The following is a 6,709-nucleotide window of genomic DNA, read 5'->3' on the forward strand; positions in this document are numbered from 1 at the left end:
ATTACGTCGCTGCTCCCTCGCCGTGTCCTGTTTCTGCGTCGGGCGGATCCTTGATCACCAGATTGTGTTCGATCAGCGAACCGGCACCCGCCACCAGGAGCGCCGTCAGCAGCGTGACGCTGCCCGAGACGATCCGCGCAAACGGGGTCTGAGCAGCCCATCCCCCGGAATAGCGCATCACATACACCGCGTAGCACCCAGCGAGCACCGCGCCCGTGATCACCATCGCTTTGCCCGCAACCAGCGCCACGAACGCCTCCTGCGAACTCAGCTTGTGCTCCTCCAGACGCTTCGGGATCCGCAGGCCATAGATCAGCCCGCTCAGGCCGAGCAGGCCCAGCATCGCGGGCAGCGTCCAAGGCACGGCAGGCGGAAACTGCGCCAACGAGTCGTAGACCTCCAACGCCCCGAACATGATCGCCGCGCCCGCCAGCACGGCGACCACGCTCTGGGTGGGCGTGGTCAGGGTGAGTTTGTTCAAAAGCCGGTCGCTGCGCTGATCCGGATGTCCTCGCGGCGCCAGATTCCCGCAGTGCCCACCTCGTCGAGCAGGTCGGCGATCGGCCCGTGTCCTTCCAGTTCGCCGTCGGGGTCGACATCAAGCCACGGCACCAGGACGAAGGCCCGCTCGTGCGCCCGTGGGTGTGGCAGCACGATATCTTCCTCCGAGGCGCGCTTGCCCACCATGATCACATCGATATCCAGCGTGCGCGGACCGCCGGCGATGCTGCGCTCCCGCCCGAAACTGTTCTCGATGGCCTGGGCGCGATCCAGGATCGTCATCGGCTCAAGCGTGGTCTCGGCCAACACCACCAGGTTCAGGAAGTTCGGCTGATCCGGCACCTCGCCCCACGGCTCGCTCTCGTACACCGGCGAGACCTCGATCAGCATCAAATCTGGCGTGTCCGCCAGCAAATCGACGGCTTCTTGCAGGATCTGCGCCGAATCGCCCAGATTTGACCCGAGACTCAACACCACCTTCGAAATGGGGCGTAGGTTGCCGAGGGTATCGACATCGAGATCGAACGGACCATTGGACATCTATCTACTCCTAGTGATCGAAACCGCCACATCGGCGAATGGGTGCGCTATCGGCGCCTCCGGTTTGTGCACACGCACTCGGACGGCCGCAGCCAGCGGCTGAGTAAGCAGAATCTCATCCGCTATCACGCCGGCAAGCGTCTCGATCAGCTGATACGGACCGGACTGGACATTCCGTATCACCAAATCCGCGACCTCAGCGTAGTTGACGGTGTCTGCCAACTCGTCAGTGGCCGAAAGCACGGGCACCGACAGTTCAACGTCCACCACGAACTCTTGGCCCGTTTTTCTTTCCTCGTCGAATACGCCGTGGAAACCTCGGGCGCGCAATCCGGTGATGGTGATGGTGTCGATGGCTCCTGCCTTCCGGGTGGTGTGTGCCCCTGATTCTACCCGAGCCGTCCAGCGGTCGAGAGGTGTCTGGCCAATTCTCCACCGACGAAAGCCGCATCCAGCTGCGCGGAAACCTCGTGAGTGCGTACCGCCCAGACGCCGTGTGCCGCACACCACGCTGTGACCGCCGCCGTCGCGGCGTCACGATCGCGCGCCGGGGCGAGGAAGCGCTTGCGCGATGCCCCGATCAGCACCCGGTGCCCGGTGGCCTGCCAGCGCGGCAGGTCGGCCAACAGCGCCCAGTTGTGCTCGGGCGACTTGGCGAAACCCAGGCCTGGATCGAGGATGATCCGCTCTGGCGCGATCCCGGCGGCTACGGCCGCGTCGCGGCGCGCCAGGGTCTCGCCCAGCACCTCGGCCGCGACATCGTCGTAGTTCGCCATCTCGTCCATCACCGCCGACGGCCCACGCCAGTGCTGTAGCACGTAGTCGGTACCCAGCTCGGCGACTGTCTCGAACATCGCCGGATCAGCCATCCCGCCCGACACGTCGTTTACGAGCGTCGCGCCCGCCGCGCACGCCGCCACTGCGGTCTGGGCACGCATCGTGTCCACCGACAGCGTCACCTGGTCGCGCAGCCGGGCGATGACCGGCACCACCCGGCCGATCTCCTCCGCCGCGCTCACCCGCTGCGCCCCCGGTCGGGTGGACTCACCGCCCACATCGACGATGCGCGCGCCCTGGGCGACAAGCTCCAGCGCGTGCGTTACCGCGGCGTCACACTCCAACCAGAGCCCGCCGTCGGAGAAGGAATCCGGGGTGACGTTGACCACCCCCATCACGAGTGTCACGTCACCTCCCGAGGATCAGGCTCATGGCCTCGGCGCGCGTCGCAGGGTCGCGCAGCACGCCTCGCACCGCGCTGGTCACTGTCTTCGCGCCGGGTTTGCGCACCCCGCGGAACGTCATGCACATGTGCTCGGCCTCGATCACGACGATCACCCCCCTGGCGTCTAGGTGCTCGACGATGGCATCGGCAATCTGCGACACCAGCCGCTCCTGCACCTGTGGTCGGCGCGCGAAGATGTCCACCAGCCGCGCAAGCTTGCTCAGCCCGGCGACGCGCCCGCCCTTCGCGGGAATGTAGCCGACGTGCGCCACGCCATGGAACGGCAGCAGGTGGTGCTCGCAGCAGCTGGCCACCTCGATGTCTTTGACGAGCACCAGCTCGTCGTGCGCCACGTCGAACGTGGTGCCGAGCACGTCCGCCGGGTCGGCGTTCAGCCCCGAGAACAGTTCGGCGTAGGAACGCGCGACGCGCCCCGGGGTGGCGCGCAGGCCGTCGCGGTCCGGGTCCTCACCCACCGCCAGCAGAATCTCCCGAACCGCGGCCTCGATCCGCGCGTGGTCCATGCTCACGTCCTGTCGTCGGGTTCGGGCGGGGCCCAGCCGGGCAGCTGCTCGGGGGCTGCCTGCTCGACCGCGGCCGCAACGCCCACCGGCGGGATTGTTGAGGGCACGCGCAGCTCGGAGCCGGTCCAGGCGGGACGCTGGGGTCGACGGCGCAGCGGCTCAAAGATACGCGCCACCTCCTCCTTACCGAGCGTCTCCTTGTCCAACAGGGCGACGACCAGCGCGTCCAGCACGTCGCGGTTCTCTTCCAGCACGTCGAACGCCTCCTGGTGGGCCGCGTGGATCAGCTTGGCCACCTCGTCGTCGACGACGGCCGCCAGCTGGTCGGAGTGTTCCCGGGAGCCGTCAACCCCGCGCATTCCGACGAATGGTTCGGAACCGCCCGAGCCGATCTTCACCGCGCCGACACGCTCGCTCATGCCGTACTGTGTGACCATCGCGCGCGCCACCTTGGTGGCCTTCTCGATGTCATTGCTGGCGCCGGTCGTGGGGTCATGGAAGACGAGTTCCTCGGCCGCGCGCCCGCCCATCATGTAGGCCATCTGGTCGAGCAGTTCGCCGCGCGTCTGCGAGTACTTGTCCTGGTCGGGCAGCACCATCGTGTAGCCCAGCGCACGGCCGCGCGGCAAGATGGTGACCTTCTGCACCGGATCGTTGCCGGGCATGGCGGCCGCGACCAGCGCGTGCCCGCCCTCGTGGTAGGCCGTGATCAGCCGCTCGCGCTCACTCATCAGGCGGGTGCGCTTCTGGGGACCCGCGATCACTCGGTCGATGGCCTCGTCCAGCTCCTCCTGACCGATCATCTCCTTGCCCATGCGGGCGGCGAGCAGCGCGCCCTCGTTGAGGACGTTGGCGAGGTCGGCGCCCGAAAAGCCCGGGGTACGCCTGGCGAGGGAAGCGAGGTCCACCGACGATGCGAGCGGCTTACCCTTCGCGTGCACCTTCAAGATGGCCTCGCGGCCGAGCGCGTCGGGGGCTTCGACGTTGATCTGCCGGTCGAAGCGGCCCGGGCGAAGCAGCGCGGGGTCCAGCACGTCGGGTCGGTTGGTGGCGGCGATCAGGATCACGCCGCTGCGACCGTCGAAGCCGTCCATCTCCACGAGCAGCTGGTTCAGGGTCTGTTCACGCTCGTCGTGGCTGCCACCCATGCCGGTGCCGCGATGGCGGCCGACCGCGTCGATCTCGTCAATGAAGATGATGGCGGGCGCATTGTCTTTGGCCTGCGAGAACAGGTCACGGACCCTGGAGGCGCCGACGCCGACGAACATCTCCACGAAGTCGGAGCCCGAGATGGAGAAGAACGGCACGCCTGCCTCGCCCGCCACTGCGCGCGCCAGCAGCGTCTTGCCCGTGCCGGGCGGGCCGTAGAGCAAGACGCCCTTCGGGATTTTGGCGCCGAGCTCGGTGAACCGCTGTGGTTTCTCCAGGAACTCCTTGATTTCCACGAGCTCCTCGACGGCCTCGTCGGCGCCCGCCACGTCGGCGAAGGTGGTTTGCGGGGTGTCCTTGCTGGCCACCTTCGCCCGCGATTTCCCGAACGACAGCGGCCCACTGGAGCCGCCTTGGCTCATCATGCGGAACAGGAAGAAGAAGGCAAAGATCAGCAGCAGGAAAGGCAGCCCCGTGTAGAAGAAGACCTGCAGGAATCCGGGCTGCGGGTTGCGCCCGTCCCATTTCTCGACGGTGTGCGCAGCTTTGCGGGCATCCAGCGCCTTGAGCACCTCGTCGACCTGGGACTCGCTGACCCAGGTGGCCTCGATTCGTTTGCCTTCCTCGTCGGTCACCTGGATGAGCTGCTCTCCGTCGATGAGCAGCACTTCCTTGAGCTTCTGTTCCCCCCTGATCACCTCCAGCAGTTCGCTGGTGGTCACCTTCTGGTATCCGGTGAGCGAACTGATGGACTGCCAGATGAGCATCATCGATAGCAGGACGAGGAGAATCCAGGCCACGGGAGACTTGAGGAACTTTCGCAACAGGGTCACCGCTCAGAAAAAGACAACAAGACAGCAAGATGCAGCCTACCAGCGCGCGCCAGCGCTCGTGGACCGCCGAGGTCCGGCCGCCGGGCTGCGCGGCGGACGCGGGGGGCGTGGTTGTGAGTACGGGTGTCCCGCGTCAGGCTTAGTGGCAGGGCCGTTGTGTAGGCCTTGAAGGAGAGCCAGACCTGGGTGGGCCACCCGTGATTCCGGTGGGGGAAGGAAAGAAGATCTGCGTTGGGTCGATTTCTACAACCGGCTCCGACCCCACGAGGCCCTCGACGACCTGGCCAATTCCAAGTCGAACGCTTGCATTGCCATCAACTCCAGCCAACCGGCTGAAACCTATAAATCAAGCCTCCGGACATGCTGGGGGCCTCAGTCAGCCCTGACACTCCACAAATCACCGGAACAAAGCCCAGGGTGCTGCAAAGTGGCTTCAAAGCGTGTCCGAGAATGGTCATCATGAGCGTGCCGATGGTCACCGTGCCCCCGATGGGCGCTGTCGCGGAGCGGTTGGTGGACCGACGAACGGGCCGCTCTTGGGTGGTTCAGGTCGCACCGTTCGAGTTGGCGACTACCGTCGTGACCACTGCGTTGTGGGACGAGGTAAAGGGTACGGCTGCTGACCCGACCATCGCCGACCTGCCGAAGACTGACCTGAGTTGGCGCGAGGCGATCCTGTTCTGCAACGCCCTGTCGGCGAAGGACGGTCTGAAACCCGTCTACGCGGTCTCGCAGCAGGAGGTGCCGGCCGCCGCGCAGTGGCGACCACACAACCAGCCGGAGCCAGACGACTGGCTGGTGACGTGGGACCAGAGCGCGGATGGCTACCGGCTACCCACTGACGCTGAGTGGCAAGTTGCGTGCAAGGCGGGAACCTCAGGTGCGCGCTACGGGCAACTAGACGACATCGCCTGGTATGAAGGCAACTCTGGTGGCGCGATCCACCCGGTACGGATGAAGGCGCCGAACCCGTGGGGGCTATTCGACATGCTCGGCGGGGTATGGGAATGGTGTTGGGATCTCTACGACCCGGCCGTCTACGGCTCGTACCGCATCATTCGAGGGGGCGGTTGGAGCGATCCCGAGTGGAGCTGCCGCGCCGGCGTGCGACGCAAGACCAGCCCGACCGCCTCGTTCGACGACCTGGGCTTCCGCATTGCCCGAAACGCCGTCAGGCCATGAAGTTTCCACTGCGTGAATCACGCAGACCGGCGAACATCTCCATCGCGCTCGCCGGCTGCGGATCTGGACATAACAGTGAGAACTCCCCGTCCGCGTGCGCTACATCACCCCTTGTCAAGGCGAGACGGCAGTGACAAGTCGCACCAGGAAATAACCACTATCCTTCATGTTCGGCGCAAGTTGTGATTCACCAGGACTCACCGCCCACGCCCGACACCTGACAAGGCCCGGGCAGTACCCTAACCCGTGCGACGGTCGAGGGATCGACCTGACGCTCTTCCGCCGCTGATCAGCAGGTATGTGTCCGATCTCGTCTACCCTGCGACGGCTCTTCCCGGGGCGAGGAAGAACCCCCTGAGCTGGCTGCCAAACTCATCCCCAATGATCGATGCGTTCCCAACCCAGCGACGCCCGGAGCTCACCGGCCTCCTCGTTCAGTGCCACCAACCGACGGTACGGGAAGCGAACCAGCAGTGTCTCGACTCTTTTCCGACCAAAGTCACCGCGTCGATGCGACTCTCGAACCTCAAAAACTCGATCTCCAGCAGTGACAGCCGCGCCAGATCTGATCAGTAATGCTCAAGATCTGGTTCATGGAGCAACTCCAGGTGGCCACTTCAAGACCGTCGAGGAGTACACGGTGCTGGGCATAACCACCGCCAGGGTCGCGGGGTCTGTCCGAAATTCGGTGTGTGGGGTCCGGCGGTTTTCATCAGTGAGTGGTTCTCTCGAACCGTCCGGCGAAGGTGATCGCGAAC

The 6,709-nt window shown here is 65.5% G+C and carries 7 protein-coding genes; 1 reads left to right on the plus strand and 6 read right to left on the minus strand.

What is annotated here, in order from left to right; genetic code table 11:
* Nucleotide 1: 1 nt before the first annotated feature.
* Genes EII42_RS09900 through ftsH form a run of 6 tightly spaced genes read right to left on the minus strand, consistent with a single transcriptional unit; the run spans nt 2 to nt 4,769 of the window.
* Nucleotides 2-481: a DUF3180 family protein gene (locus tag EII42_RS09900; protein ID WP_125171960.1), complete on the minus strand. Its 480-nt coding sequence runs from the start codon at nt 479-481 to the stop codon at nt 2-4.
* Nucleotides 478-1,041 (minus strand): 2-amino-4-hydroxy-6-hydroxymethyldihydropteridine diphosphokinase, encoded by a 564-nt coding sequence (gene folK, locus EII42_RS09905; protein WP_125171961.1) that lies wholly within the window; start codon nt 1,039-1,041, stop codon nt 478-480. The genes EII42_RS09900 and folK overlap by 4 nt, the downstream gene beginning before the upstream one ends.
* The gene (folB, locus tag EII42_RS09910) at nt 1,042-1,395 is read right to left on the minus strand and encodes a dihydroneopterin aldolase (protein ID WP_199729852.1); all 354 of its coding nucleotides are present in this window, start codon (nt 1,393-1,395) and stop codon (nt 1,042-1,044) included.
* Between the two features lie 35 nt (nt 1,396-1,430).
* Nucleotides 1,431-2,225 carry a dihydropteroate synthase gene (folP, locus tag EII42_RS09915; RefSeq protein ID WP_233558352.1) on the minus strand — a complete coding sequence of 265 codons (795 nt, stop codon included), beginning with the start codon at nt 2,223-2,225 and terminating at the stop codon, nt 1,431-1,433.
* Nucleotide 2,226: 1 nt separating this feature from the next.
* Nucleotides 2,227-2,787 carry a GTP cyclohydrolase I FolE gene (gene folE, locus EII42_RS09920; RefSeq protein WP_233558353.1) on the minus strand — a complete coding sequence of 187 codons (561 nt, stop codon included), beginning with the start codon at nt 2,785-2,787 and terminating at the stop codon, nt 2,227-2,229.
* Nucleotides 2,788-2,789: 2 nt separating this feature from the next.
* On the minus strand, nt 2,790-4,769 hold the full coding sequence (gene ftsH / locus EII42_RS09925) for an ATP-dependent zinc metalloprotease FtsH (protein WP_370318118.1): 1,980 nt from the start codon (nt 4,767-4,769) through the stop codon (nt 2,790-2,792).
* A 459-nt stretch (nt 4,770-5,228) separates the two neighbouring features.
* On the opposite strand from ftsH, the gene EII42_RS09930 reads away from it, so the two are divergent.
* A complete protein-coding gene (locus tag EII42_RS09930) occupies nt 5,229-5,951 on the plus strand; it encodes a formylglycine-generating enzyme family protein (protein WP_233558354.1) in 723 nt (240 codons plus the stop codon).
* The last annotated feature ends 758 nt before the right edge of the window (nt 5,952-6,709 follow it).

The organism is Tessaracoccus sp. OH4464_COT-324, assembly GCF_003932855.1.
Classification (GTDB): domain Bacteria; phylum Actinomycetota; class Actinomycetes; order Propionibacteriales; family Propionibacteriaceae; genus Arachnia.

What these genes read in the sequence shown, in the direction of transcription:
- folE (WP_233558353.1), bottom strand. Translation starts at nt 2,787, where the DNA reads ATGGACCACGCGCGGATCGAGGCCGCGGTTCGGGAGATTCTGCTGGCG.
- folK (WP_125171961.1), bottom strand. Translation starts at nt 1,041, where the DNA reads ATGTCCAATGGTCCGTTCGATCTCGATGTCGATACCCTCGGCAACCTA.
- EII42_RS09930 (WP_233558354.1), top strand. Translation starts at nt 5,229, where the DNA reads ATGAGCGTGCCGATGGTCACCGTGCCCCCGATGGGCGCTGTCGCGGAG.